27 protein-coding genes are annotated in these 22,180 nt (G+C 60.0%); 10 read left to right on the top strand and 17 right to left on the bottom strand.

Annotated features, from left to right (window positions below; genetic code table 11):
- Window positions 1–101 precede the first annotated feature (101 nt).
- Window positions 102–971, top strand: coding sequence for a hypothetical protein (locus G3O01_RS10060; RefSeq protein ID WP_205804470.1), 870 nt, complete (start codon window positions 102–104; stop codon window positions 969–971).
- Between the two features lie 76 nt (window positions 972–1,047).
- Here the strand turns inward: G3O01_RS10060 and G3O01_RS10055 are convergent, their stop codons facing one another.
- Both G3O01_RS10055 and G3O01_RS10050 read right to left on the bottom strand, forming a co-directional pair.
- Window positions 1,048–1,485, bottom strand: coding sequence for a hypothetical protein (locus tag G3O01_RS10055; protein WP_205804469.1), 438 nt, complete (start codon window positions 1,483–1,485; stop codon window positions 1,048–1,050).
- A 54-nt stretch (window positions 1,486–1,539) separates the two neighbouring features.
- Entirely contained in the window at window positions 1,540–2,616 is a 1,077-nt protein-coding gene (locus G3O01_RS10050; protein ID WP_205804468.1) for a hypothetical protein, read from the bottom strand.
- A gap of 225 nt (window positions 2,617–2,841) precedes the next feature.
- On the opposite strand from G3O01_RS10050, the gene G3O01_RS10045 reads away from it, so the two are divergent.
- Entirely contained in the window at window positions 2,842–3,066 is a 225-nt protein-coding gene (locus G3O01_RS10045; RefSeq protein WP_205804467.1) for a hypothetical protein, read from the top strand.
- 51 nt (window positions 3,067–3,117) lie between these two features.
- On the opposite strand, the gene G3O01_RS10040 is transcribed toward G3O01_RS10045, so the two are convergent.
- Together G3O01_RS10040 and G3O01_RS10035 are read right to left on the bottom strand one after the other, a co-directional pair.
- Window positions 3,118–3,327 (bottom strand): hypothetical protein, encoded by a 210-nt coding sequence (locus G3O01_RS10040; protein WP_205804466.1) that lies wholly within the window; start codon window positions 3,325–3,327, stop codon window positions 3,118–3,120.
- The gene (locus G3O01_RS10035) at window positions 3,324–3,740 is read right to left on the bottom strand and encodes a hypothetical protein (RefSeq protein WP_241023817.1); all 417 of its coding nucleotides are present in this window, start codon (window positions 3,738–3,740) and stop codon (window positions 3,324–3,326) included. Before G3O01_RS10035 ends, G3O01_RS10040 begins: the two co-directional genes overlap by 4 nt.
- A 265-nt stretch (window positions 3,741–4,005) precedes the next feature.
- Here G3O01_RS10035 and G3O01_RS10030 point away from each other — a divergent pair, with 265 nt between their 5' ends.
- Together G3O01_RS10030 and G3O01_RS10025 are read left to right on the top strand one after the other, a co-directional pair.
- Window positions 4,006–5,451: a DUF746 domain-containing protein gene (locus G3O01_RS10030; protein ID WP_205804463.1), complete on the top strand. Its 1,446-nt coding sequence runs from the start codon at window positions 4,006–4,008 to the stop codon at window positions 5,449–5,451.
- A 98-nt stretch (window positions 5,452–5,549) separates the two neighbouring features.
- Complete coding sequence (locus G3O01_RS10025) at window positions 5,550–6,704, top strand: DUF4238 domain-containing protein (protein WP_205804461.1); 1,155 nt, start codon at window positions 5,550–5,552, stop codon at window positions 6,702–6,704.
- A 113-nt stretch (window positions 6,705–6,817) separates the two neighbouring features.
- On the opposite strand, the gene G3O01_RS10020 is transcribed toward G3O01_RS10025, so the two are convergent.
- Window positions 6,818–7,309, bottom strand: coding sequence for a hypothetical protein (locus G3O01_RS10020; protein ID WP_205804459.1), 492 nt, complete (start codon window positions 7,307–7,309; stop codon window positions 6,818–6,820).
- Between the two features lie 351 nt (window positions 7,310–7,660).
- Here G3O01_RS10020 and G3O01_RS10015 point away from each other — a divergent pair, with 351 nt between their 5' ends.
- The gene (locus tag G3O01_RS10015) at window positions 7,661–8,365 is read left to right on the top strand and encodes a hypothetical protein (RefSeq protein ID WP_205804458.1); all 705 of its coding nucleotides are present in this window, start codon (window positions 7,661–7,663) and stop codon (window positions 8,363–8,365) included.
- Window positions 8,366–8,659: 294 nt separating this feature from the next.
- Here the strand turns inward: G3O01_RS10015 and G3O01_RS10010 are convergent, their stop codons facing one another.
- Window positions 8,660–9,619 (bottom strand): GIY-YIG nuclease family protein, encoded by a 960-nt coding sequence (locus tag G3O01_RS10010; protein WP_205804456.1) that lies wholly within the window; start codon window positions 9,617–9,619, stop codon window positions 8,660–8,662.
- Window positions 9,620–9,762: 143 nt separating this feature from the next.
- Here G3O01_RS10010 and G3O01_RS10005 point away from each other — a divergent pair, with 143 nt between their 5' ends.
- Window positions 9,763–10,170: a hypothetical protein gene (locus G3O01_RS10005; protein WP_205804454.1), complete on the top strand. Its 408-nt coding sequence runs from the start codon at window positions 9,763–9,765 to the stop codon at window positions 10,168–10,170.
- A gap of 115 nt (window positions 10,171–10,285) precedes the next feature.
- On the opposite strand, the gene G3O01_RS10000 is transcribed toward G3O01_RS10005, so the two are convergent.
- Window positions 10,286–11,857, bottom strand: coding sequence for a hypothetical protein (locus G3O01_RS10000; RefSeq protein ID WP_205804452.1), 1,572 nt, complete (start codon window positions 11,855–11,857; stop codon window positions 10,286–10,288).
- On the opposite strand from G3O01_RS10000, the gene G3O01_RS09995 reads away from it, so the two are divergent.
- Entirely contained in the window at window positions 11,856–12,536 is a 681-nt protein-coding gene (locus tag G3O01_RS09995; RefSeq protein WP_205804450.1) for a hypothetical protein, read from the top strand. The two genes, G3O01_RS10000 and G3O01_RS09995, sit on opposite strands and share 2 nt — an antisense overlap.
- 113 nt (window positions 12,537–12,649) lie before the next feature.
- On the opposite strand, the gene G3O01_RS09990 is transcribed toward G3O01_RS09995, so the two are convergent.
- From G3O01_RS09990 to G3O01_RS09980, 3 genes are all read right to left on the bottom strand, one after another.
- Window positions 12,650–13,240: a hypothetical protein gene (locus tag G3O01_RS09990; RefSeq protein WP_205804449.1), complete on the bottom strand. Its 591-nt coding sequence runs from the start codon at window positions 13,238–13,240 to the stop codon at window positions 12,650–12,652.
- Between the two features lie 109 nt (window positions 13,241–13,349).
- Window positions 13,350–14,480: a hypothetical protein gene (locus G3O01_RS09985; protein WP_205804447.1), complete on the bottom strand. Its 1,131-nt coding sequence runs from the start codon at window positions 14,478–14,480 to the stop codon at window positions 13,350–13,352.
- Window positions 14,481–14,484: 4 nt separating this feature from the next.
- Window positions 14,485–15,552, bottom strand: a complete 1,068-nt coding sequence (locus tag G3O01_RS09980; protein ID WP_205804445.1) for a hypothetical protein — start codon at window positions 15,550–15,552, stop codon at window positions 14,485–14,487.
- Window positions 15,553–16,338: 786 nt separating this feature from the next.
- On the opposite strand from G3O01_RS09980, the gene G3O01_RS09975 reads away from it, so the two are divergent.
- Window positions 16,339–16,491, top strand: coding sequence for a hypothetical protein (locus G3O01_RS09975; RefSeq protein WP_205804443.1), 153 nt, complete (start codon window positions 16,339–16,341; stop codon window positions 16,489–16,491).
- A gap of 58 nt (window positions 16,492–16,549) precedes the next feature.
- Here the strand turns inward: G3O01_RS09975 and G3O01_RS09970 are convergent, their stop codons facing one another.
- The 6 genes from G3O01_RS09970 to G3O01_RS09945 all read right to left on the bottom strand — a co-directional run bounded on the left by G3O01_RS09970 (window position 16,550) and on the right by G3O01_RS09945 (window position 20,146).
- On the bottom strand, window positions 16,550–17,134 hold the full coding sequence (locus tag G3O01_RS09970; protein WP_205804441.1) for a hypothetical protein: 585 nt from the start codon (window positions 17,132–17,134) through the stop codon (window positions 16,550–16,552).
- Window positions 17,135–17,160: 26 nt separating this feature from the next.
- Window positions 17,161–17,952 (bottom strand): hypothetical protein, encoded by a 792-nt coding sequence (locus G3O01_RS09965; protein WP_205804439.1) that lies wholly within the window; start codon window positions 17,950–17,952, stop codon window positions 17,161–17,163.
- A gap of 301 nt (window positions 17,953–18,253) precedes the next feature.
- Window positions 18,254–18,571, bottom strand: a complete 318-nt coding sequence (locus G3O01_RS09960) for a hypothetical protein (protein WP_205804437.1) — start codon at window positions 18,569–18,571, stop codon at window positions 18,254–18,256.
- A 45-nt stretch (window positions 18,572–18,616) separates the two neighbouring features.
- Entirely contained in the window at window positions 18,617–19,063 is a 447-nt protein-coding gene (locus G3O01_RS09955) for a hypothetical protein (protein WP_205804435.1), read from the bottom strand.
- Window positions 19,064–19,071: 8 nt separating this feature from the next.
- A complete protein-coding gene (locus G3O01_RS09950) occupies window positions 19,072–19,347 on the bottom strand; it encodes a hypothetical protein (RefSeq protein WP_205804433.1) in 276 nt (91 codons plus the stop codon).
- A 361-nt stretch (window positions 19,348–19,708) separates the two neighbouring features.
- Window positions 19,709–20,146, bottom strand: coding sequence for a helix-turn-helix domain-containing protein (locus G3O01_RS09945; protein ID WP_205804431.1), 438 nt, complete (start codon window positions 20,144–20,146; stop codon window positions 19,709–19,711).
- A gap of 127 nt (window positions 20,147–20,273) precedes the next feature.
- Between G3O01_RS09945 and G3O01_RS09940 the strand changes: the two genes are divergently transcribed.
- Both G3O01_RS09940 and G3O01_RS09935 read left to right on the top strand, forming a co-directional pair.
- Window positions 20,274–20,474 (top strand): hypothetical protein, encoded by a 201-nt coding sequence (locus tag G3O01_RS09940; protein WP_205804430.1) that lies wholly within the window; start codon window positions 20,274–20,276, stop codon window positions 20,472–20,474.
- 29 nt (window positions 20,475–20,503) lie between these two features.
- Complete coding sequence (locus G3O01_RS09935) at window positions 20,504–21,136, top strand: hypothetical protein (protein ID WP_205804428.1); 633 nt, start codon at window positions 20,504–20,506, stop codon at window positions 21,134–21,136.
- 65 nt (window positions 21,137–21,201) lie between these two features.
- On the opposite strand, the gene G3O01_RS09930 is transcribed toward G3O01_RS09935, so the two are convergent.
- On the bottom strand, window positions 21,202–22,065 hold the full coding sequence (locus tag G3O01_RS09930) for a hypothetical protein (protein ID WP_205804426.1): 864 nt from the start codon (window positions 22,063–22,065) through the stop codon (window positions 21,202–21,204).
- Between the last annotated feature and the right edge of the window lie 115 nt (window positions 22,066–22,180).

Genomic DNA, 22,180 nt, shown 5'->3' with positions numbered 1-22,180 from the left:
GCAAGGGTTCTTGCAGCAACCAGTGTGTGTTCGACCGTCTTACGGATAGTCGACGAAGTGGGCTCGTCGGCCAATTTAACCTTAAGACAGGCTCACTCACTATGCGTACAACGATCGAAATCTCCCTTGCCAGGCGCGCTGCAAAGCGTCTCGGCCGCGTCCCCGGGTTCTGGGATATCCCCCACAATCAGTGTCTGGAAATCACGGCGGTAGTCCTTGGCTTCGAGCATTGGCGAAGCCTCTCAGCCAACGCGGCGAAAGGACCGGTCAGTCCGCTCGATGAGGATCTCGACAACTCCGCGTTAGAGGCTCGCCGAACCGCACAGGCGGTCCGGCTCAGTGCCGCGGTTCCGATCCTGAAGGAACAGCAGGCCTTATCCGTGATTGCCAGCTGGCAGCCATCGGCGGGACGACCCGACGCGGTACTGAACGAACTCGACGACATCAAACCCGTCCTCAAAGCGAGAGACGCTTTCTTCGAGCAGGGCCTACACCGCGCATACATCGTCTTCTTCAAAGAGATGCTGGATTGGGCGCTGTTCGACATCAACCTGGCCGCGCGTGTCCGCGAGCCTCTTGCTTTCATCCACTCTCGCCGATTCGATCTTTCCATCCCGCTTCTCGCGCCAGCCGCTTTAGCGGAGAACCCCACCGGCTTCGAGAGTGATGACCTTCGCCAGCTCGAAAAGAAATACCCCGATGGGGCGATCGCCCTGCTGGGCCAACCGCTCGTTGACCAGACATCAGATGGTCAGCACTGGTTCACGCCCGGCGCCCTGGTGATGGATGGCCAGTCGATTGCGATCTCTTTGCGAGCCGGGCTCGGGTTCGAGGACCTGTTCGAGTTTCGCGAGAACCAATACCGGTTGTTGAACTTTGCGGATGTAGGTCAGTGGTGCGCCCGGACGTTCGCCATGTGCCAGTCTCCAAAGTGGCAACTGGACAACGGCTTCGACGAGCTGCTGGACTAGCGCAGCGTTTCTCAGAGCGCTATTGCGCGCGACGGGACGGCGGCGCCAAGCCGCCGATCCTCGCCGGGGTGCCGAACTACATCCCAACGACATGCTCCATGAACCAGGCGTCGAACTCGTCATAGCCCTGCACGACGCGGCCGAGCCGATGCCCGTTTTCGCAGGCACGAACGAGCATCCAGCAGGCAGCTTCGTCGAGGTCCGCTTCGAAGTCCGGCGAGTCTGATGCGTCAAAATGGCGAAGTGCGTTGCTGACCCGGTTCTGCGCGTCGGCGTACACCTTTTTGTTCAACGGTTCGCCGTGCAGCACGAGATGGACCGGAGCGGTTTCTCCGAAACTCCAGTCCAGGCACGCCTCTTTACCAGCGCGTCGTAGCGCCTGCCCCAGCACGCGCTCAGCCGCACCCGCGAGGGTGATCACCGCGGCGTAACTCTTGTCGTCGAGGAACAGCCTGATAGCCGCCTCGAGCTGCTCAAATGCGAGGTCGACGCGATTGCAAATTCGGGTGGGCATGATGAGCCTCCTTCGGACGGCGGCGCGCCAGGTGAAATCGATCGTCCGCTCTGCCTAGAGCGCCAGCACTTCCGGGTCTATCCACCACCGGTTGGCAAACTTCGCCTCGGGAGACCGAGGCGTCGGCGCCGGAAGCGAGGAAACCTCTGTGTCCTTTACCTCGACGGTGCTGTAGCGGTCGTCGAGGTTCGAAACCTCCGCATCGCAATCAGGGCAATGCCACGTGAAATAGTGCGGGTGCTCGTCCAGCTTCCTTGCATACGCAAGCTTGAGCTTCCTGGTGGTCGCGTTGCAGTGACGGGAGAACGCATTCAGCCAGGCGGGCGGATAGCGCCAGCGTTGGCTCCTATGCCAGGTGTATGAGCGGTGGCCGTCGAGGTCGAGCGGCGTCGCAGAAAAGGCGTACGGTACGAACAGATCGGCGACGCCACATGCGCAGGGCTTGGCCGATGCATCTCCCGTATAGCGAAGCGAGAAGCGCCGCGCACTCGCACCCTGGCCGAAATTCAGTCCCCGGTGCAGGGCGCAATGCACAAACACCGAGAGATCCATCCAGTCGTCGGCCTCGCCAGGGTACACCCATTTCTCCTTGGGCGGCGAGATGAGGACATCAAATCCGCTGCCTCCATCTACCACGCGGATCTGGAACGCTGGCGTATCCTTCGCCGGCTCGTAGCTCGCCCGGCGAAAGAGCCATAACCCGCGGACGTCGCTGTCCCGGTATCGCTGCTGTCGGATCAGCGTATCGGCCCACGTCTGCGCGCTCCACTGGACCTCGAACGCGAGCCTCGCCGTCCCCCTGGTCAGCAGCACGTCCGCTCGCCAGCGGCCCAGTTCGTCTTCGAACTCCGTCTCGGCGTGCCAGCCTGCCCTGCGCGCAGCGCGAACGATCACCTCCTTCGCCCGCAGGTGCTCGAGCGTCTCCCCTCCCTCGTACCTGCAGCCGCCGCGCTTAACATGATAGAAGTGCTGGATACCACCCGCTGATGCCCGCAGGCCGACCTGCCCGTCGCAGCACTTGAATGACAGGTGTCCCTGCGCCTTGTGCTTCAGGCGCAGTAACTCGAACTGCTCACGCGTGAAGTCGAACGCGTGCACCGGCCCGTCCGGCGAAAGGCACTTCAGGGGCATCGGCAAATCGGTAATGAGGAAGTAGGCGCCATTCTAGGACGCCTTTTCTGCGTCCGATAGGCCGGGTTTTTAGACGGGCGTCTCCATCCGATTGGCGTCGCTGATCAATCACGAGAATGAGACCAGCCGACCGCTGGCCGAGGGATGCCTATGCCTGGCGTTGACTCGCGTAGATGGCAGGTAAGATAGACAGGATCGGCAACCGGCTTAGAGAGGAAATCCCACGTGGCAAAGCTAATGGAGTGTCTTAAATCGCTGCCCGGCGAACTCGTGATGCGCGATATGGCCGCGGTGCGCGACGAGGTTGCCACCGTTGCAGAACACATCGCGCGGCTGCGCCGTGATGAAGACGGCTATGAGGTACGCAAGGAGTCACGCAACTATGGGCGCGATGAAACAACAGCGATCGGCCTGATCGGGGGCCCTGCCATGTACCGCGAGGTCCGATAGTCCAATCGACGCGACTCGCCGTGATTCGCCGCCCCTTCAAGCCTCCGCGTCCTAGACCTGGCGGCGCGTCGAGCGCGGATCGATGTTGTGCTGCCGAAGCAGCGCGCGCAGACGCCGGTTATCGACGTAGAAGCACAACACCGCTACGAGCGTCACCACGGGGAAGAACCAATCGCCCGAGTAGTGCATCAGCGCCCAGGCTCCTGCGGCGCATGCAATCGCGACCACGATAAGCGCGAGCTTGTCCGTCATCCATTTCATGCGGCCGCCCTCGCCGCGCGCGCGGCGCGCAATGCGTACACGACGCGACCTGGCCGATCAATGACGACTTCCGGATATCGGCGAAGGAAGGTGTACATGGATGCCGGTATCGCGATGCCGTTCTGCGTCCCCCACCGATGGATGTTCCATATCGCACTCGACGCGTCCGTACACACCATCGCTGTATCAGCCGCGACGATCAGGCTACCGATCACCGCACCAATGTAGAACGACGCAGTGATACCGCCGACGACGCTCAACACCTCCAGCCCCGTTGTCGCGCCGATGATTTCTCCCATCGTGGCGCCGGTGCCGACGGACTTGAATGCATTGAGCATGGCGGCGAGGTTGGCAGTTGCAGTCTGCACAGTGCCGAAGAGACCTGACGGCGAGGGCAGGCCCAGCGCGGCCATGTTTTTCTGGAAGGCACTGGCGAAATCTGGGCATATTGGCATGGGCGCGACCTCCTCATCGGCTCTCGAATGGTGCCGATTATAGGGGCCGCAGGGGTCAAGATTTCGTCGCCAAGATCTTTTATGCCGACGGCATGACACGGGGCATGCCAGGGCCGCCGGATTAAACTTCGGGCTTGCCTCAACCGTTAACGGCGCAAAGACCACTTCTTCCCTGATCTCCCTGACCGGCGGCGCCGCGGCGCGGCTGGCTACCGAGGACCTGATGCGACAAGCCTCGAAAACTACCGCCCGCGCCCGCAAAAACAAACGCGTCGCCACCGGTGCGATATTCGACGCCCGGACGCCTATCACGCGGACGGGCGAGCGTGACTACGGTAGCGAGGAGAACACCGCGCTGACGGCGTTCGTGGCCAGTCTCTGGACAGAACTGCACGCAGCCGACGTCAAACCCACGCCGAAGTGCCCGCATTGCGGACGCGTGAACGCGCGACTGCACCAGCGGCCCAATCGATATCACGCGGTCCCCTACTTCCGCTGTGGCGCGTGCCGGAGGCTATTCACGAGGTTGACGGGAAGTCCGCTCGCGCGGCTTCGATTTGCGAGCAAGATGCCCGCGTTCTTCGCCCTGTTGTCGCAACCGATTCCGCTCGAGGAGGCATCGCGCCGCCTGCAGGTTGACTATGCCGCGGCATCGAACTGGCTGATGCGTTTTCGCCAGCTGATCGCGGCGCACGATCCAGATGGCCACTGGACATCGCTGGTGAGGCTCGGCATCAAGTATCGGCCCGCTGGCGAGTGCCCGAGATGCGGCCGCGGCGGTGTAAAGCTCAATGGCGGATATAGCGTCGATCAGCGGCGACTCGCGAAGTGTCCCGCATGTCTCCTCTCCTGGCCGCTTCAGGCCGATTCATCGGTCGACTGCGTGCCGCTCATCGTCGTCGACGACCTCGCACGGAACGCGGCGGCGCGCCGCCTGCGCTCTGGCCTCGATGCGCCTGACCTCCCGCGCATCGACGTTGCGTCCATGAAGCTGGAACCTCACGCGCCGCCAGATCAGTTACCGAAGCCCGATCTTCCCCTGGCGGCGGCCGAGCGCTTCGACTTCAGCAGGCCGCTGCGCAGCAACAGCCCGATCGCGCGGCGCTTCACCGAGGACAAAACGCTCACCCGGTTCCTGAAAAAGCACGTCGACCTTGCCCTGTCGCCCAGCCCGGAGCCGCCGGCCTGTCCGCACTGCGGCAGCGCCGACACGCGACTCACCGGGAAGATGCGCGCCGCCCTCGCGTTACCCCAGTTCCAGTGCAGAGCGTGCGCCCGGTTTTTCACGCGGACAACCAGAACGCCGATGGCCAACATGTTGCGCAAGGACATGCTCTACGCAATCCTCCCGCTCCTTTCGCAACACAGAACCCTGCGCGACGCTGCGGAGGCGCTGGGCACAAAGCCGGAGATCATCAAGTCGTGGGTTCAGCGTTTTCGTGAGTGGTTGCTCGCTCTCGACCCGTCGGGTGATTTCGAGCGCCGGGTGCGGCTTGGTCTCAAAGCACCCGCGCCGCAGATCTGGTGCCCGCATTGCCGCGAGATTGTCGTGGCACGCCCGCATGGGTTCAAGCGCACGCGCACGAAAACTGCCGCGCTGATCAGACGCCGGCTGTTTCGCTGCACCGTCTGCCAGGGGTTCTTCGACGTTGCCGTCGACTCCCTCTAAGCCGCTCCGTGAGAAAATTGCGCACGAGATGTCTTGACGGTCGCCATCCCTGGACTGGCGGCCGTGTCCTGTCAGAACACACAAAGGGGTGCGGTTGAATGCCGGATAACAAGAACCATCACTATGTGCCACAACTGTATCTGCGCCGCTTTAGTACCGACGGCAAAAGTGTGCCCACTTTCGTTATCCGGTCTCAGAAGGTCATTCCGACCGCCCCAATCAAAAACCAGTGTTCTCGCGACTATTTCTACGGGCATGAACCCGATTTCGAGCGCGCGCTCGGCGTTGCAGAGAATCACGCATCTGCGATTTTCAAGGACATTGCCGCGAACGACCGACTGCCCGTGGATCCTGCAGCGATGTTTGACCTGCTTCTGTACGTGCTTGCCCAGTGTGGTCGCACGTCTAAGGAGGTCGCAAGGCTCAATGACATGACCGATCAGACCACCCGGCACATCATGCGACACTGGATGGAAGAGCGCGGAATCGATCCCGACTCCATCACGATAGGGCTGCGCGACGCCGCCAGATTTTCGACGTCCATGACCCTCTCCCTCCACCCCTTGCTGCTTGACCTCGACACACGGCTGCTGCTGAACAACACTGATGAAGATTTTATTGCAGCCGATGATCCGGTGGCCGAATACAACCAGTTCATGACGTTCCGGCAGTACGCGCCAAACCTTGGGTACGCTTCGAAGGGACTGCAGCTATTCTTTCCGATCGACAGCAAAAGAACGTTGATGTACTTCGATGGCGACACCTACGGGCTACCTGGCAAGCACAATTCGACCGTCGTGCTTACGGATCGTCGCGACGTGTACGGACTGAACACCTTGCAAATGTGCGCAGCTGAAAGTTCCGTGTACTTCAGGAATCTTGGGCAAGACGTTGGCGCCATCTACAGGCGGGCCAGCCCGTACAGGGACAACGGGCTAAACACGTTTGCGGCCGGGCCCATTGAGGGTCACGGGCCATACCAGATGCAGATGATTTCATCGACCCGAGGGGAGCGAAACATTAACCTGTCGCTTTCCTTCGTCAGGTTGCGCTCAGCCGCCAAGCGCTGGCGGGACGACTACGTGCGCATGTCCAGACGCGAGAAGTACGTTCCTGCCGTCATCGTGCGTAACGAGCAGATTGTCGCGGACTTCAAGGAGTTTTCGAAGCTTGTCAAAGAGGGGAAGTACCACCACCTCCAATTTATCGACTGGCAGCGCGAGCGATTCCAGGCCCTTGGCGCCGTGTCCTGACTCGTAGCACGCAAGAGCGCGGGAGGCGCATGATCGTCCCGGCCATAACCCGCCCCTCGCGATGCTTCCGGCTACCGGTTAATGCCTGCCAGCCCGGTCCGCCGAGTCGTGTCTCATTGCCCGGCCATGACCGCTGAAATGCGCGCCATCCACAGCTCCTGCACCTGCTTCGAACGAACCTGGATCTTGTAGACCGGGTTGTTCACATTCCTTGTCTCGAACGTCAACCTATCGCCTACACCGCTCCAGGCGAGAACATCGTGGCCGGTGACAAGGTCGTAAGTCCGCAATGTCGTGTCCACGAATGCAAACATTTTCTTCCGCGAATCGATCAGCAGAACGTCACCGTCGCCCACACGCAGATCAGCGTGAATTCCAGCGTTGCGCAGATGTTCCGTCGCACGCGCGACCTGTTCGCCCTTTTTGACCTGAAACCATATACCGTAAGCGACGATGGCCAAGACCAGAAACGTGGCGGTCCCTGCGAAACCCTGGAATAGCCATCCCCCGAGCGCTATGCACAGCATCGCGCCGAGAACGAGCAGCATCTTGCGTGCGCGCGCGCGGTGGTCGACGTTAGCGTATTGAACGCGCTGAATTGCCATTGTGGTGAGCCCTTTGAGATTGTTGTTATGGGATCGCACTCTGGATCCCCCCACCGTGCATAACGGCCCCGCATGCTGAAGCTTTAGAATGGCTGCCGCCGTAGAGGATGGCGGGAGGCGTCCATGCCGCACGTATCTCGTCGCGCCCCGGACTACAGCAGGCACAACGAGCCGAGCTTGAAAAAATCTTTACTCCGCCGCGCGTAGCGGTTACCATGCGCCCGTGTTCGGTTTGAGCATTACTTGCCTGCCAACACCACCTCTTCGCCTAGACGCGAATCCCCTTTAAAGACCAGACGCCGGAGTTGCGTCTGCCACTTTGGATTCGTTCGCGCTAGCGCAGAGGAAACGATGAAGCAGATCTCCCCCAAGGGTCACACGACCCATCGCAACACCCTCCCCCTGAACCGCACTGCACTCTGGGCCACAAGGTCTTTCCAGGGCATGCTCGGTCGCTACATCGGCATGCTGGCCTGCGCTGCAGTTCTGACAGGCGCTCCTGTCGCCCGTGCTCGACAGGCGAGCGATGCGGCCGGCGGCGCGCAGAGTGCGCAAACGGAAGCCACGCGTCTCACCCTGTTCGGCACCACGTTGAAGGGCGCAACGCGAGAACAGATGCGAGCGTCGCTGCGAAGGCGTGGCGTATCGGTCATCAAGTCGGCCCCCTGGATCGACGTGTACGACGCTCGCCGAACCCTCGAAGGCGTGACCACACTCAGGATGGGCTATGTTCGCGCGACGCAGAAATTCGCTATCGCTGAATACACGTTTCCCTCTGTCGCCGACACGCAGCAGGTCAGCAGGATCATCGCGATGGTCAGCGAAAAGTACGGTCAGCCGCAGGCTTCGTCCGGAAACTTGGCGCTAGGCGCAGTGCAAGCGGAGTGGCAGCTTCCCGGAAGAATGCGGATTGTCGTTGACCGCAAATGGCCGGACACCACGACGTATCTGAATTACGTCGACGACGAAGCGTTCACAGAACAGCAGGCCGAGTACCGTCGGTATCTCGGCGAAGAACATCAAAAGAAATCGGCAGCGCAAGACGATGCTCTCTGACTGACGGCAGACGCCACCTGATTGGCGCGCGGCGGGCGTGGCCTTCGTGCGCTGGTCCGCCAATCCGGCGCTGCGCCTTCGCGTCGCGCGAGCGTCGCGACCATGTCCGCGCAACCGCGCCATCAGCTGCTGGTATTACGGCTACATCAAATGGCTGGTATGCCTGAAAGCTACGGGCGAATTTCTTGCGACTGCCGCCAGCGGCGGCTGTCGCGCATCGATGGTCACATTAGCGACCCCGAGATAGCAGTGCTGTAGGGTTTCCGGACACCCCAGTGAACGGGTTACTGGCCGCTATGCCTCGTGGTGATCGGGGTCAAGGGGGATCAGATGACTTTCGATAGTCGATTTTGCTATTTCGAGATCGACTTGGAAAAATTCGCCGGACGTTCTGTGGTCGATGAGTGCGGAAAATATTTTCTGCTCGACCACGTAAGGGGTTCTCGTCGACCAATACTTGACGACCTTGAAGCGTCCAGGCAATCGATATTGCTTATCCAGCGACGTTGCTCGCCGAGCGGGGTCGGCTGCCGAAAAGCCGATTTTATAAATGCCCGGCATCAGTTCATTCGACATTAGATAAATAAATCCCTCTTGCACCGAGGTGTGGAGCGCCCTAATGGCGTCCCATTTCTCGTCCTTCGCTTGTCGCTCGGCCAGTGCACTCTTGATGAGCTCGTCATCTAGCCTCAGGGCATCTGCGAGTTTCCTGCGCGATTCTTCCGCCCTCTCTTGCTTTTGCCGTCTAAGCGCTTCCTCCGCCTCCACGCGTTCTCGCTCGCGTTCATGCTCAGCGCGTTGCCTTTCGTCATCAAGACGTTGACGTTCCGAATGCAAGGCAGACAGGTAATTCATCAGCGCAAGACCTTGCGCCGCGCCTTTTGCAAATAGCGCGTCGACATACTGCAGGACTTTTAAAACGTCCACTGGCGCAGAACGCGCGTTGTAGAGTACATGGAGTTCTTGTTGCGACTCGGCGAGCCATTCCCATTTGCTACCGCCAGCGCGCGCGATTTCGTCGGCTGAAATAGTGAGTGGATCGTGTAAACCACTCTCGATTCGCTCAATCCAGCGATTTTGCGCCATGATTTTGGCAAGTGCAGTGTGGCCGTGGTGTTGGATGTAAACCTTTATCTGAACCGACGCACCGGGGTGCTTACACGCCTTCCGCACGGCCTGCCAATCAATCCTGTCAATCCAGCGTTGCGTAGTTGCCGTGTAATCTGGGATCTCGATTTTATCCGGTAACTGCATTTTTCAAGGTCGCGAAAGAATGGTCGACTTGATTATACAAACGCGATTGGATGATTTGAAACCGCTCCACGCCCCCTTTGCGGAAATCGCGACGGCGTCGGCATGCGGCATACTTGCATCCTTCCAACAATTACGGGGTAGGTATGTTCCGCACGCTCGTGGCGCTCCTGACATTGTCGCTGGCCGGTTGCGCGACCCATCTTGTTCCCATGTCCGAGACGAAGGGAGTACCAAAAAGCAGAATCACTGCCATCGAGTCGACACAGCCTTCACAGGGTGCCCAGAAAATCACTGTGGTCCGCAATGCAGGCGCTCTGTTCGCCGCGGGCGTGACGGTTGAACTGTCCGTCGACGGTCGTCCGACCGCATCCATTGCCACAAGCGAATCGCTCGAGCTGTACCTCGACCCAGGTGAACATCTGCTGCGTGCCAAGGTCGGTGGCCTCGGCCAGGTATTCGCGGCGACGACCGTTACCGTGCCGAGCAGGTTTCCGATCTATCGGATCGACATGACGGATGGAGACATCAAGCTGCAGCCGTCTATCGAATAAGGCACGGGCAGCCGAACCGGCGGCGCTTTGACGACGAGAGCGCGCCGGGCCCGGCAAAGCGTCAGCAATGCCTCAACGTTCGATTCACGCGTCAGCAGATCGCGTAAGGCACCCGCTATTCGTCTTTCCCATCTTCGAACGATAAGCCCGCCGTGCGTTCGGGATGTTCCTTCTTCCAGCGCTCCAGTTCCGCCGCGCGCTCGGGGTGCTCCTTTTTCCAGCGCTCGAGCGCCGCTCCTTTGAGCCAAAGGTTTCCGTCCCGAGGTCCCCGCCAGCTTTCGGGCGGCGCGGTTTCCCCGCGCCCGACCGCCGGATACCGTGCGCCCGACGTCGCCCGCCCCGCGCGATGGCGAGCCGTTTCGGCCTCTCTGGCGCGCGCCGCCTGAAGCTTTCGACGCTCCTCGTCAATGGCTGGGTGGTGCACCCAGCTCTTGCCTGCCAGTTCATCGACGATGAGTCTCTCGAATTCGGCGCGCGTCACTTTTCCGCCGAGCCGCGACAGGTCGATCTCGAGCGTCGGGACACCCGCGGCCCAGATGCGATCGAGCCGCCCTGCGTCCAGCTTGTGTGTCACCGTGATTTCGATGTGCAGCGTTTCCGCCGGCCAGCCCGGTGCAGGCTCGGTTGTCGCGCAAACGTCCGGCCTGATCCGGCCGACAGCCTGCTCCAGCGCAACCGTGGCGAGATTAAGCATCCGGGATGTCCGGCCGACTGATGCGGGTGTTTGCCCGACAATCTGGCCGCCCCGCTCCGGCAGGATCACTGCCGGGACCATGAGGCGCTTTTCGCGCGCGAGGATCTCCTTCGCGGTCCGGTGAAGCAGCGTCTCCCGCGCTGCGGGCCGGTCAAATCCGTCGGGTAATGCTTCGACACCGGGTGGCCAGTCGAGTGCATCGACGGCCGAAGCCCGCGCTTGTTCTAGCGCGGAAGCCGCCAGTTTCCGGTCGTCCCAGTGCCCGCACCAGTGCGCCTGTTTCATCGCAAGGTTCGTGCGGTTGCGCAACTCGTCGGGGCCCATCCCCGCGATAGCCGGGTCGTCGACTATGATCTGGATCGACGCCTCACCGACCCGCATCCCGAGTGGCCGCTCGGCATCATCCGTCGCAGATGCATTGCTGGAGCCAACGAGTAACACGCGCAACTCGCGACCGTCCTCAAGCGTGAGCATCGCCTCGGCAGAATCGACAAAACTCCAGGCGTCGATCTGCACACGCTCTGCCGGTACCTCGGCCCAGGCCTCATGAACGCAGCCACTGAGGCCTGTCACACGTGCCGTCCGCTGCCGCGCCGGGAGCTCGAGAAGGCCGTCCGCTACGAGCGAGATAACCATCGCCATGCGCGCCGCCGTATAGATGCACGAGCGCCTCTCCACTCCATCTGAGTGACGGAAGTGCGGGCGCCGTATGAACGACGACCGGGCGGCATTCACTGCGATGAGCGGCGCGCCACAGTCGACACACTCGCAGTTGCACAGACCTCCGCGATGGTCGGCGTCAATCTCCAGAATGTAACGAGGCTCGCCTGTTTCTCTGTCGCGCGCCCACGCCATCACGGTGTCGGCTGCGCGGGCGCGATCTTCGCTCACGGTTCGGCGCGTGACCGCCCACGCGGTGCGGGCAGACTTACGATCAGAATCGCGCGACACGCTGGCCTCCTGGTTCTCAACGCCCTTCAGAAAAAATAGCATGCCGATGTCCGCCCGACGAGTCCGGCTTTTCTGCAAACAACACAGCGCCGCACAGGCTGGGTTAGCGCACGGGACATGCTTCGTCTACAGGAAGTTGGACTATGTGAAACGGCTCCGGCAAGCCTGCGATCGGCGACGAAATGAACTCAAGGTAAAAGCGGAGTTCCTGTCGCGTGCGCTCGCCTACGACAATAGCGAAAACATCGCTTTGACGGCCCGACCGGGGGCCCTGATGCGCAATGTAGATGCTCCGCCAGTGCTGCAACAGCGCCTCCCGGGACAGTTGCGCTTTGGGTTTGCGCGCCCATATCGCGCATGTGATCAGCAGTTTCGTCGGGCAGGCAAGCGCGCACAGGCTGTTGACCTCGTGCGCGGCGTCCTTGACATGGTTTTCAGATTCAATCGCGATGATGGGCACAAACGCGGGCCGCAAGCCGTGCCTGGTGGGCACCTCGTTACCCAGCATGAAATCGATCCGGCAACGCTCCTTCTCAAACGTCAGCTTTGGCGTAGCAGGCATCGCGGTAGCGCTTTGGATGATCGACCGGTAGATATCCGTCCTTGCCTCCACATTGTTCCAGTCTCGCGCGAACTGGTTGGGACAGACACTCTTGAGGCCTTGCGAGAAGTGATCGAAAAACGTGTTCCAAATGTTCGATGGCATGGAAAGGGAACGTGACGGAGGGTTTAAACCTAAGGAGCGACGGGCAGTTCACAGGCGGATTCACGCCGTCGCATATTGCGCTCGGCATGAATGGCCGCCATTCCGCTTCGACGAGAAAGCTTGCTCACTCACCCGTTGCGTCTGGCGCGATAGCGATGAAACGCCAAAGCGACACAGTAGCTAAAGAGAAGCAGGAGTATGCCCGGCAGCCGGTCGACCCCACCATGATGGGAACAGGCACCCGCGTGGCCGATCGAACCGGACCTCCATCCGTCGGCACATGCCGCTGCGCCGACAAACAGACGACCAAAGATCAGGGCAAGAAAGAAAGCGGCAACCGCAGGCAGGACCGAGACCTTCTTCGGGTGCGCCGCGCGGCCGGGTTCTTTACCGCGCGGATCAGCGGTACTTGTCGGGAGCGCACGTGACGTTCCGCCCGACGACGAATTTACACCGTCCCTTGCGAGCAACGTCTGCGGTTCGCGTCTGAGTTCCTTCTCGTCACTGCCGATAACCGCCGGAATGTCCGTCGAAGACCAGCTGTGGTCACATTTACGACACTTTTGATCAGCGGAGTCGAAGTCGACAACGCAACCGCCCAGAATGACTTCCCCGCGCGCCGCCCGTTCGAAATCGTCTGTCGATGGGAAGCCGTACAGCAAAGGCACGCCTTCTTTCTTCTGGCAAGCGGGGCAGACAGTGCCCGTCGGATGACTCATCCAGTTTCCTTATGTGGGTGCCGCGAGCATCGGTGGCCGCATTGGATAGCGTACCGCAGTGCAGTCCAGGCCCGCGCTATTGACTCACCTGCGGACTACAACGTCGATCTCAAAAATATCCGTCAAGCGCCCGCCGTACTGCTGTGCCATCGGCCGCCAGCGCCTGATTGTCTGCCAACGGCGACGCCGGAACTGCTGAGGGTGGCGCGGCGCGTAACTGCCGACGAAGATCCTGATTATCACGATCGGCCTTGTCCGCGCGTTTCTTGATCCCGTCGGACAGCATGCGCATTTTGTCGAGATCAGCGCGCAGGCCCTTCAATCGTTTTTCATGCCGCTGCTCAATCTCCTGCAGCTTCTCGCGTGATTCCTCACGCAGCGTATCAAGGAAATCGGGTACCGCCCGGGTGCCCATGCGCAGCCACTCGCTCGCCTCACTGAGCACGCGGTCGACGTGCTTCCAGATCGTCTCCTCGATCGCTGTTTCCACGACGCCTGATGTACGGATCCACTCAACCACTGCCTTCCACTGGACGTCGGTCAAGGGCGAAGCGCCGCTTTCGCTGCACAATTCGTTGAGTCGCTCGCGCGCCGCCGGCTTGTCACGAAGCGCTATAGATAGGCCCCAGCTGCTCGCATCCATGTCCTCGGGACGCCATGACGCCAGGATCTGTTCAATCTTGTCCGAGCCATCGGACTTCCTGCGCGGGAACGTACCGTCGTACAGAAACAGCTCCTCTCCGCCGTCCTGATCGCGGAAAAACATCACCAGAAAATCAGGACGGGTGTCTTCCTCGGGGAGAAGGACCTGCACAATCCAGACTGCGACCGCTTGTTCGCAGTCGACACTCTCACAGAGCATGTCGTCCATCCAGCCCCGTAGCATCTCGACGTCTCCGCGCAAGAACTCTGGCGGCGCGTATTTTTCGCCTGAACGGCGCCAGATAGTGTCCAGCCTGCCGCTTTCCTCTTTCTCGCTTTTTTTGTCGTGCGGCTCGCCCGAGTACTCGCGCTCGTACACGACAATCCGCGGCGCCGTGTCCTGTGCCTCAAGCATTCCGCCGATCTCATCGCGAAAGCCTTGCCAGTCCTCTTCGAAGAACGAGCGTATCGGTTCGGAATCGGGTGGGGTCGACGTTTCAGCCACAAAGTTGGCCATGCGCTCGATTTCTTCCTCGGGCATTCCCATGTCTCTCACCATCTTCGACATGGTTCGGATCAGGTCGTTTTCGCTTGGCATGATCTCAGGTCAAACTGTTTTCGAGGTGATGCGGAAGTACACCTACGACAGCTCTCGCGCTGTCGGGATCCCAGAAGAAATAGATCCGCATGCAGTAGCGCGGCTCGCGTCCACCGCCTTTGAGTACGTGCTGATCCATGAGTACCCTGCGACCCGCCCAGCGGACATAGTACTGCTCACCCTGTTCACCCGCGACGCTGACGCCAACGGAATTAGCCAGTTGGAACGTCTGCTGTTTCAGGGTCTCGTCGAACTCAGCAAGTGTCATGACTCCGCGTTTGAGGTCTCGATAGGGACCGGCCAGAAACTCCAGCGCCGCCATCACAGTCTCAGGGCTTTCGTACTGTGACTTTTTTGCCCCGGACAACGCCCGAGGCAAGACCACGATGCGTTCAACGTTGCGCTGCGCCCAGCCGGGCAGCCCGGCCAGGCTGTCGTTCGTTTCTGGTACCGACGCGGCGGCCGCCGTGGACTTGGTATGGAACAGGGCCCGGCGCGCGTCTGGGCCAGCACCAATCGACATCAGTTTGAGGTTTTCGCGAGCAGTGGCGAGTTCGCGACGCTGGTCTTCGGCAGCGATCCGCGCATACTCGAGCTCAGATTCAAGATTGCGTATGCGCGACAGCAATTCACCGTGGACGGGCGCAGAGAGACCATCACTCGAGAGCAATGAAACAAGCTGCGTGAAATCCGGCACAATTACGCTTTCGTCCACCTCAGTACCGTCAACGACCTCGCCAAACTGGGTCACCATCTGTTGCCCGATGTCGGTGGAGGATCTGGACTGCACGGACCTGATCGAGATCATCGCGTGCGCTGATTTCGTGGCTGGATGGACGAAGAAGGTCTGTACCTCACATCGGTCCGCACCGCTCTCCACCCATCGCAGCGCCGCAAACGAAATGTCGCGCCGGATGGCGAAGCTCACACGCGCGCCGCCAGCGCGAATCTCTCCGATGCCGTCGAGCAGTTGCGTCGACGACTCGAAACCCAGATAACTGGCAACCCAGCCGAGATATGGATCAAATGTCGACGGCCTCACAGCCCGCACCAGCCTGTAGTCTGAGAGCACGGTTCCCTCCGCCAGGTTCTCTTGCGTGCATCCTACACCGAACACCCCGCCCCCACTTTGGGCAGAGGTCGACACTGCGTCGGCGCGGCTGCGCTATGACCTAGGGACGTCGATGATGTCGCTATGCCAAGCCCCAGTTCAGCACGACGTTCGTCGGTCAGAGGCTCGCTGTGGGTCACGTAAAACTTCGTCGGCCTTGTTTTCCGTCGTTAGATTCGGTTAGCGGCCTAGGTAGCAACGTAGATAAGGTCGTCGCCCGCATCGACAGCGCGAAGGCCAACTCTGGCTCCGGCATTCACGTCGACCACCAACCGCCAGTCGATCGAAAGCGCGAGTAATCGCGCATCGTCTGCACCCAAGACGTGGTTTGGGTCGGTTACGCGTCGTTATCCGCGTGGAAGCCAATCAGCCGACACGTCGGCAGGCTCAGCGAACCTAAGATGTGAGGCCATATTTTTCCTACTTGTCGGACCGCGCGCTGTGACGTGCCTGGGCCGCTTCGAGACAGTCGACTGATGGAGTGGGGTCGCGCAACGCGCGTTGAGATGCGCTCGGATAGGTAGGAAAACCCGGAATGTCTGAGGTAGCAGCAGAAATCGACTGGTGCAGGAGTCGCCCTACGGTTGTGTCATAGCGTTATTTTCCGTGGTTATTCGCAGCGAGAGAATGCTGCCCATCGCCGTCAGGGCTATTTGCCTGTGCCTCGGCCCATGCAATGGCAGCCTTGATAGCTGCTGTATCCACAGACCCGGAGGCTTCGCAGACATATCCTAGGTGATTCTGACCATGTTTAAATCGGCACTCACGGTTGCCACCGGTTTTAAACGCCTGATTGGCGTCTACAACCAAAAGCGTGCCGTCTATGACAACCCGGCGAGCCAGATTCAAGTGCTTGCTCAAGCTCCTGCCGCGCGTTCTGCGAAAGGGGGGATTGCTTGACCACTGCGGCCTGTCGCCACGTTCTGTATCGTCGCTGCATCAATTTTCCGTGGTTTAGCTAGGGCACTCCGCAAAGTATCTTGAGGAGATTCGCCGCATTACCTTCCGGAGGAACGAACTTCCACTCGCTGCTCTTGTCATCCGAACCGCGCCGTCCACGCATGTTAATTGTCATACTCAACTCCCGAATCTTTCTCTCGGTGCACGAGATCTCGTAGAAGATACTCGCCTGCGGCTGTATTGCGGCGACATCCGCGGTTTCTTCATATTGGGTTATTGTCATCGCCTGTTCTGCATCAAGGCTCTGTACTGTCGAGATGGGGGGAACATAATAATCCGCCACCTTCTTCGCAGTGTTCTCCAGAATCTTGCCACCGAAGCTCTCCTTGATGTCCACTGCATCGAGATCACGTTGCCTCAAGCACTTGACCCAAACCCGGAGTCGATTGTCAGCAAAGTGCGTCACCCCTGACGAATCGTAAAAGCAGTAGGACTTCTCATTCGGGGAACCACGATCAAAGCCGCCATATAACTTCCAATCTACGTCCGCTGGACGTGCCGCAGCTAGAGTCGGCATCATCGCCACCAAGGTCACCGAGCCGAAAAAAGCAACTGTTGCAAGGAGCATGTTCGTCCGGTTCATTTCTGCCCTTTCGTTTTTTCTACCGACTAATTCGATGTCTGGTCGACATCCGCTGTGCGCATCGTCGAAAAGGGGACGCTCACCTCTCCAAAACTGTCTTGCGGAAAGCGCACGATATATGCGCCCGACTGTTCACGCACTCCGCAAGTTTGCAATGGCTTCATCCCGTGCCTGGGCACAGTCACTAGCGTGCCGCCGAAGCATATTCCTGCATGCCGTCGAAATATCACCTTCACGGGCGTGTACATGTTCTGTTCAATGAACGTACCTTCAAACTGGTCGGCGGCGGGCGGAACAGAGGTGGCGGAGGCTTGCGCCGCGCGCTCGGATGGTAAGCGTGTGATCGCCCCTACATGATTGGAGGCTGAGCTTACATCCTTCGGGCGCTCTGGGTCGTCAGGTAGCCAGCCTCTCATATTGAGCCTGACCTCGTCGAGGCAATGCTCGCGCGACTGCACTGTCACGTCAGTAATCCACTGTGGCGTCGTGCGGCTCACACCTAGACCAGGCATGATCAGTTGCGCCTCCGGATCGCGGGCCACTGACTGACGAAACCGAGCGATCGCAGCCGGGTCGCCACCTCTATCGACCTCCAGCGCTTTTTGCATGATCGCCGCATAGTGGTCGCAAAAAGCCTGGTCCGCGCGGGTAGGCTCCCTTGCGTGCACCGCACTCGTGGCTAATGCGAGCGCGACGAAGAACGGCGTTCCGACCTGGGAAAACCGCAGAGCGTTCGTCACAAATTTCGTAGGACGCAGCTGAGGGGAGGCGCGATTTGTCGGCACCGGCATTATTGCAGACTGTTCGTTTCGGTCCATTTTTCGGCAGTTTTCCTTTTTTCTACGCGTTGGAGGCGCTTCGCGCGGTTCTATGCCCATCCCGCACCGCGACCAGCCCTACGGTGCCGCAACGCCGTTACCACCAGCAACAATGCCGTCAATCCGCCCCAGCGGATTCCGAACCACAGTGCAGCGTCCGTACCCTTCGACAGCAACATGACAAGCAACACCGTGAGTCCAAGGACTGTAAAGCTCAGACAGTCTTTCCAGCGCGGTAGACACTCGGCGTTCAGAGCTACTTTCATTGCCTTACTCATTTGTTCCCCAACTTTTCCGATGCCTAGTTGCCGTCGATCAAAAACCGCAATGTGCCGTCACCGAAATCGACCCAGTGATGCCGCAGCTTTTGCCGTCGGAAATAGTCTTCCAAATCATGGCGAGAAAAGCGTCCCGACTGAACATATCGAGACAGCCATTCTTCCGTCACGTTGACCTCGCGAACAGGTGTGGTCGCGACTCGCAAAACCCACGGCTCATCCGTGGGCGCGACCTCCGCACCGTCGAATGCACGACTAAGCGCCTCCAACACGTCGCCACGTTGCAGATTGATGCGCAAACCCAACTTTTTGAAGATCCGGTCCCGCAATTCAACTAACATGCTTCGGCCCCTTGTTTTCCTTAAATTACGAGGTATTGACGAGGTTCAATCTGTCACCGCCACAATCGCATCGCACGCCGCGCGCACGTTGTTGATCTGCTTATCGATCTCTTTGCGTATCCTCGAATCGTCGAGTTGCGCGCCATCGGATGCGATCTGCGTTAGTTGAGCCTGACATACCATAACCATCGAATTCCCGACGTGCTTCAATCCTGTCCGAACGGTCGCTGACTTTTTCTCAACGATCCTTAGCATGTCGTCCAAGGCTTGAAGTGTGTAGATGACGGTAAGCTCCGAGCCGTTGATCGACGCGAGTTCGACGGAGTCGTTGCTATGACCGGCGAAACCTATCTTGTCGAGAAAGCGGTTGCGCGCATCGATCGCATCGTTGATCTTGGTTTGTTGCTGTTGCAATACGTCGAGCGGAGTCGCGGCATGCGCTATAGGCGAAGATGCGAGCAGCAGCAAGGCGAGGATGATATCGAGGCGCATTTGTTTTCCTATGCGTTGTACCGCACACCGCCAAGGAACCGTGCGATCGCGTTGTAGGCGAGACTGGCGAGCGTCGCCCATACCGCGCCCGCGAACGCAAGTCCGATCGGAAACAGCAGCCACACGGTCCACCACGCTGTGGGTGCGACATCGGCCCGTTGAGGATCAAAGTGCTGGAAGAACCGCATCAACCCGACGGCTGGGTACGCGAGTAGCAGAGAGACAAGCGCGGCATGGATAGCTGCACTCACTGGCGAGACGGATTTCAGGCGCTTTTCGCTCATACCTTGTGACCTCTCTTCGCTGCATCGAGTGCGAGGTAGCCACCCAGGATGCCGACCGCGAACATAATTTTGCTCGTCAGCTGTGAGGGCGGCAGCAGCCACCCAAGCACGGCGACGAGGATTAACGTTGAAACCACCCAAAATGGCGCCGAAGGCTTCCGCCTGGAAAACGCAAGCATGCCCTTTCCTTTGTGTTGTCCATTGATGTGCTTCGGTTAAACCAACGAAAGCGGCGTCGGCCGTTCAGAGGGTCTCCGACAACGCTTTATCGGCAAGCTGCCCCTCTTACTTGACCGATCGCACCTTGCCTTCGCAACGTCGAGCAGCGACGTCTCGTCCTGAAGGAGGCGACCCAAGGGGTCTAGCCGGCTCTCCCGAGGACGTTTTTGATATAGCCGACGACGCCGTTCCCTGCCGCAATGGCCACCGACGCGAGAGGCGAAGTTGCCGCGAGAGCGGCGGTACTGATGCGCGACAGTTCGTTGCCGGCTATCCATGTCACTGTCTCGTCGGTATCGGTCATCGGCTCATAGACGACCTCGATCCCTTGCTCCCGTAGTGCCCGCGCCCGATCGTCAACCACCTTGAACAGTTGCCAGAGTTCGAGGCCGAACGTCGCGCATGCCCGTCCCAGGTTTTCGAGCGTGCACGCCTTGCCAGCCTCGAGTCTCGCCCAGGTCGACTGCGTGACCCCAGCCGCCGTTGCTGCGGCACCCTGCGTCACACTTCGAAGTTCACGCTCTTCTGCGAGAACACCACCAACGATCGCCGAATAAGCAACCTTCTTTGCGGCTGTCATAGTACTGCTCCTCCATTCATCGCGACCATAATGATAGCAAACCGTGATGAAAAGCACATAAGCCTATTGATAAATCATATCGTGCTGGTTATGCTTTATCTGACTAACCAACCACACGGAGGTTTTTGTGGACGCAAATGAAGCCGCGAGCGGGCGCAGCCGGAGGTTTCGCTTTTCCATGCTGTTCTGTCAGATCGACATCGAAGGTCCAAGTAAAAAATCGGTTGATCGCGCAACGATGATGTTGGCGGCCGCCGGATCCGCCTGCCTGCTCGCCATGGCTGGCGCAATCACCGCCTCTGCCATGGCGCCCCGGTCACCCGACTGACAGGCCGGTCAGGAAGAAAGAGAAAGCACATGTATCGGATTCTCAGTCGCTGGTTGAGCCGGTTTCGAGGGCAACGCCCGCAAGTCTTGCGAGATGCGTTCGAGCCCGAGATTCCCGATGCTGAGATTTTGCGTGAGCATTTCACGCCGTCGCAGGCCTCGATATCGGCGCTGACGGATCTCGTGCGGCTTATTACAACGCCACTTGGCTCCGCTACGCGCGAACGTCTCGCGTTGTCGACACGCGATGCAGCGCCCGGCGAGGATGCGTCCGCCATCCTCGATTGGGTACTCACGCGTCACGTTGGGGAGCCGGAGAGCGTCGATTCCTCCGAATGGAGCCTCAGCATCTCCGTTGACTGGCGCGCATCTGACGAGATCGAGTGGCAGGCGAACCGGTTGCTGGACACGCTTGGCATTGAGGATCGATGGCGTGGTCCGGATGGCGACCGGACGGTGCCCGGTGTGTTGCTGAACTTCGGCGCGTGGTTGGATCAAAGGGGATACGCGCTACTGCACCTGGACACGGGATCGGATGACTACATCGCTTTCGTCATCAGGCGCGACGACGTCGACGAAGCGCTGCGACTCTCAACGACTGCAGGTGCCGTCGTCGAGACGGGCGACATGTTCGCGGCGTCTTCAGGCGCTCGGACATCGTAGCAAGTGAGATTTTCTTAGCCGGCGAGCGCCCCCGAAGAACGCCGGAATACCCTCGCCTGCCCTGCCTACCGTCGCTGTCCGCCGACGTTGCGTTCGAGCTTCTGGTGGTCGGCCAGCGGGAAGCGCTCCATGAAGGGCGTATATGACGCCGGTGGCGACGCGCGCAAGTCACCGTCGCGCAGCCGAACCGCTTCACGCATCGCCACGGCACCGGCTTCGCCGAACTCGGTGATGGCCGAACCGGAGACAGCGTACTGCCGCAGCGCGTCCGACTCCTTTCGATCAAGCACGCGGAGGAAGTTCGTCCACTTTTCCGGGTTCACTCCCGTCGGCGTTTCGTACAGGCTCTTCAAGCTTCCATCCGGCTCGATAGACATCAGAAACGCCTCCCTGAACCGATACCCTGACGGCGTCATAGTGTCCGGATAATGCGCACCGTGATGGCGGCGATAGTTCAGGATGCTGTAGGCATCGTCGACTACGACTTCCATGGGCAAGCCCGTCACCTCTTGAATCTCGCGAACCAGCGCGCGAGGGGTGTTGGGAATCGCGGGCGGCGGCGCGAGGAACCAGCCATCCTGCCGCATGCCTTCGGCCCATGTCCGGACGAGCTCATATTTCAGATCGCGCGAATCGGTTCGCGGATTCTGCCCCGGTACGGGCCGCGCGAGCGCGCGATAGATCTTCCCGTGGACCGCAACTTCGTAGAAGACGACCTCGTCACCTAAACGCAGCGACGCCAAAGCCGAGTGCCCGTGGAAAATGATGCCCGGGTAATAGGCCATGTGAAGCGCGTCTTTCCCGGCGATCAGTCCGGACTTCAGCCCCGTGTCTTTGCGACGCTCCGGATCGAGCACGGCCGTATGAGGCGTTGCCTTTCGTTCCGGCTCTTCGGCCGGGATGAGACTTGCTGCGGGTAGCGTGTTCACCAGTCAATACCTTCCGGATAAATCGACAGGGGCCGCGCGTCGGAAAGACGACTGGGCGCGCGCGGAGTTCGGTCTGCCTGACGTCGATGCCCTGGTTCAGGCGTCGGTTATGCTG

Source organism: Burkholderia sp. Ac-20365, assembly GCF_017104715.1.
In the GTDB taxonomy this organism is placed as follows: Bacteria; Pseudomonadota; Gammaproteobacteria; order Burkholderiales; family Burkholderiaceae; genus Paraburkholderia.
The sequence above is the reverse complement of the archived record's forward strand: the minus strand, read 5'-3'. Positions and strand labels throughout refer to the sequence as shown.

What these genes read in the sequence shown, in the direction of transcription:
- G3O01_RS09975 (WP_205804443.1), top strand. Translation starts at nt 16,339, where the DNA reads ATGTTTAAATCGGCACTCACGGTTGCCACCGGTTTTAAACGCCTGATT.
- G3O01_RS10050 (WP_205804468.1), bottom strand. Translation starts at nt 2,616, where the DNA reads ATGCCCCTGAAGTGCCTTTCGCCGGACGGGCCGGTGCACGCGTTCGAC.
- G3O01_RS09955 (WP_205804435.1), bottom strand. Translation starts at nt 19,063, where the DNA reads ATGCGCCTCGATATCATCCTCGCCTTGCTGCTGCTCGCATCTTCGCCT.
- G3O01_RS10040 (WP_205804466.1), bottom strand. Translation starts at nt 3,327, where the DNA reads ATGAAATGGATGACGGACAAGCTCGCGCTTATCGTGGTCGCGATTGCA.
- G3O01_RS10020 (WP_205804459.1), bottom strand. Translation starts at nt 7,309, where the DNA reads ATGGCAATTCAGCGCGTTCAATACGCTAACGTCGACCACCGCGCGCGC.
- G3O01_RS10010 (WP_205804456.1), bottom strand. Translation starts at nt 9,619, where the DNA reads ATGCAGTTACCGGATAAAATCGAGATCCCAGATTACACGGCAACTACG.
- G3O01_RS09945 (WP_205804431.1), bottom strand. Translation starts at nt 20,146, where the DNA reads ATGACAGCCGCAAAGAAGGTTGCTTATTCGGCGATCGTTGGTGGTGTT.
- G3O01_RS10025 (WP_205804461.1), top strand. Translation starts at nt 5,550, where the DNA reads ATGCCGGATAACAAGAACCATCACTATGTGCCACAACTGTATCTGCGC.
- G3O01_RS10055 (WP_205804469.1), bottom strand. Translation starts at nt 1,485, where the DNA reads ATGCCCACCCGAATTTGCAATCGCGTCGACCTCGCATTTGAGCAGCTC.
- G3O01_RS09995 (WP_205804450.1), top strand. Translation starts at nt 11,856, where the DNA reads ATGCCGATGTCCGCCCGACGAGTCCGGCTTTTCTGCAAACAACACAGC.
- G3O01_RS09985 (WP_205804447.1), bottom strand. Translation starts at nt 14,480, where the DNA reads ATGCCAAGCGAAAACGACCTGATCCGAACCATGTCGAAGATGGTGAGA.
- G3O01_RS10030 (WP_205804463.1), top strand. Translation starts at nt 4,006, where the DNA reads ATGCGACAAGCCTCGAAAACTACCGCCCGCGCCCGCAAAAACAAACGC.
- G3O01_RS09950 (WP_205804433.1), bottom strand. Translation starts at nt 19,347, where the DNA reads ATGAGCGAAAAGCGCCTGAAATCCGTCTCGCCAGTGAGTGCAGCTATC.
- G3O01_RS10060 (WP_205804470.1), top strand. Translation starts at nt 102, where the DNA reads ATGCGTACAACGATCGAAATCTCCCTTGCCAGGCGCGCTGCAAAGCGT.
- G3O01_RS10035 (WP_241023817.1), bottom strand. Translation starts at nt 3,740, where the DNA reads ATGGCCGCGCTGGGCCTGCCCTCGCCGTCAGGTCTCTTCGGCACTGTG.
- G3O01_RS10015 (WP_205804458.1), top strand. Translation starts at nt 7,661, where the DNA reads ATGAAGCAGATCTCCCCCAAGGGTCACACGACCCATCGCAACACCCTC.
- G3O01_RS09970 (WP_205804441.1), bottom strand. Translation starts at nt 17,134, where the DNA reads ATGAACCGGACGAACATGCTCCTTGCAACAGTTGCTTTTTTCGGCTCG.
- G3O01_RS09935 (WP_205804428.1), top strand. Translation starts at nt 20,504, where the DNA reads ATGTATCGGATTCTCAGTCGCTGGTTGAGCCGGTTTCGAGGGCAACGC.
- G3O01_RS09965 (WP_205804439.1), bottom strand. Translation starts at nt 17,952, where the DNA reads ATGGACCGAAACGAACAGTCTGCAATAATGCCGGTGCCGACAAATCGC.
- G3O01_RS10005 (WP_205804454.1), top strand. Translation starts at nt 9,763, where the DNA reads ATGTTCCGCACGCTCGTGGCGCTCCTGACATTGTCGCTGGCCGGTTGC.
- G3O01_RS10000 (WP_205804452.1), bottom strand. Translation starts at nt 11,857, where the DNA reads ATGCTATTTTTTCTGAAGGGCGTTGAGAACCAGGAGGCCAGCGTGTCG.
- G3O01_RS09960 (WP_205804437.1), bottom strand. Translation starts at nt 18,571, where the DNA reads ATGTTAGTTGAATTGCGGGACCGGATCTTCAAAAAGTTGGGTTTGCGC.
- G3O01_RS09990 (WP_205804449.1), bottom strand. Translation starts at nt 13,240, where the DNA reads ATGAGTCATCCGACGGGCACTGTCTGCCCCGCTTGCCAGAAGAAAGAA.